1 protein-coding gene and 1 pseudogene are annotated in these 1,721 nt (G+C 43.1%); one reads left to right on the plus strand and one right to left on the minus strand.

Translation table 11 applies throughout. The features are described 5' to 3' along the window. Nucleotides 1-108: 108 nt before the first annotated feature. Nucleotides 109-267 (plus strand): hypothetical protein, encoded by a 159-nt coding sequence (locus F6K20_RS37195; RefSeq protein ID WP_008188134.1) that lies wholly within the window; start codon nucleotides 109-111, stop codon nucleotides 265-267. Here F6K20_RS37195 and F6K20_RS37200 read toward each other — a convergent pair. Continuing rightward, nucleotides 247-1,590: pseudogene (locus F6K20_RS37200) on the minus strand (IS701 family transposase). The gene F6K20_RS37195 and the pseudogene F6K20_RS37200 overlap by 21 nt on opposite strands. Between the last annotated feature and the right edge of the window lie 131 nt (nucleotides 1,591-1,721).

Here is a 1,721-nt window from a genome sequence, read left to right on the forward strand (position 1 = left end):
AAGGCCTCAGCCGCGCCAAAGGCGATTAGCCCAAAGGGCTACGCTACGCGAACGCACTCCCTTCACACTTCGGACTTAAGCTTGAGTTGACTGCGAATGGACATGAATATGGCAGTGCTACTACTGGCAAACATCGATTTAGAGGAATGGTTTGCACAATTAACCGCAGAGTTGAAGAAACGCAAGGCCGGTCTAGATTTGCGAATCTGGCCTGAATCCGGGAAACTAGTGGGACTTAAACAAAAATCAACCCCAAATGAAGCCTAAACTGGCTTTATAAGCAGCAAACACCTGCCGATTGTGAGTCAGCCATATGTGCTTTGCACACGCTACGCGAACAAAGAAACGAAAAGACATAGCTGTACGAAAAGCCTCCAAGGCTTCTGTAAAAGTAGTCAAAGGTTTGTTAGCCCATCGCCTTCGTAATCCCCCAGTTAACTTATGCCAAAGAATAAAAGTGTAGGCACAAAATACTAGGATAAAATGGCGAAATAGACTTCTTTTATCCCTGACTTGGTATTCTTTCAACCCTAGCCAACCCTTTGCTTCCCGATAAAATACTTCCACCCAATTTCTTTGAGAGTAGGTCATTACTACCCACTGTTTTGTTACTTTATCTGAATCAACATTGGTGATCAAATAATCAATGTCTGTTGCTTCTTCCCAAGAACTAGCATTCATGACGATAGCCATTGTCCTTTCTCCTTCTAGACCAGATATCTGAGCCTTCACTGTTGCCACCCAAACGGTTTTCGATTTCTCTAAGTTGAGTTCAACTTCCTCAAACTCCTCTTTGGATAGGCTTTTCGCTAATTCGTCTATACGTATTTCTATCTCAATATTTAACTCATTTTTTATAATTAATTTCCGATTTTTTGCCACTCCTCCTAAATACTTTAGATTCCTTTCTTCCAGTTTCTTGAGAAAGGTTGTGTTATTGCCATACCCCGCATCAATTAGGACGATTCCCGGACGATATCCTCGGGCTAAACTCCGGTCAATTAACTCTATCCCTAAATCGGGCTTCTTCTTAAATTCTTCATCTTTATTTCCATTGGGTAAGGAAGTCGCGTGTTGATACAACTCTAGGTCTAATGGTAAGCTTTTTTTGCCATCGTAAAGATGGGTTGTTACTAAGACTATTCCATTGTCTGTCTTTCCGATTTCTCCGATATATTGCCTTCCCACTCCGTCAGTCAAGTTACCACTTTTTCTATGTCCTGAGTCGTCCAAAATCAATGCAAATCCCCGACTGATCCGAGGAAAGAGAACATTTGTTCATCAACTCTAAACGGCGTTCATTGATTTGACTCCCTGACCAAGGGGCATCGGTTAAGAAGCGATGCAGCGCGGTCTTGGGGGTTTCCCCCATGAGCGACTGCATCAAGACAATGGTGTAATCGGTTATAAACTACTCCAATCGCGTTATCAGCGATCTGTGTCAGGTTTTTTCTCTCACTTTCCCCTAATAATCCCCCAATGAGCGTGTCTAAACCCGGTTTTTTGAGCCTTCGTTTTGAAGCAATCATCGAAACGCTTGCACCATTTTTCAAAGCAAGGGGGCATCGCAGAGGGGCTAGTTTCTCTCATGGGGGCAATTTCGACGTGAAACGTTCTTCTATCATAGATTATACCCTAATTTTTGTATTTTTATCGTTTAAGTCCCACTAGATGAGATTGAGATTGTGCTGGCATGGTGGCCCCCACTGGGAGTGATGCAA

Source organism: Moorena sp. SIO2C4, assembly GCF_010672485.1.
Classification (GTDB): domain Bacteria; phylum Cyanobacteriota; class Cyanobacteriia; order Cyanobacteriales; family Coleofasciculaceae; genus Moorena; species Moorena producens.

Bases quoted from the DNA above. Each gene is read 5' to 3' on its own strand.
- F6K20_RS37195 (WP_008188134.1), top strand. From the start codon at position 109: ATGGCAGTGCTACTACTGGCAAACATCGATTTAGAGGAATGGTTTGCA.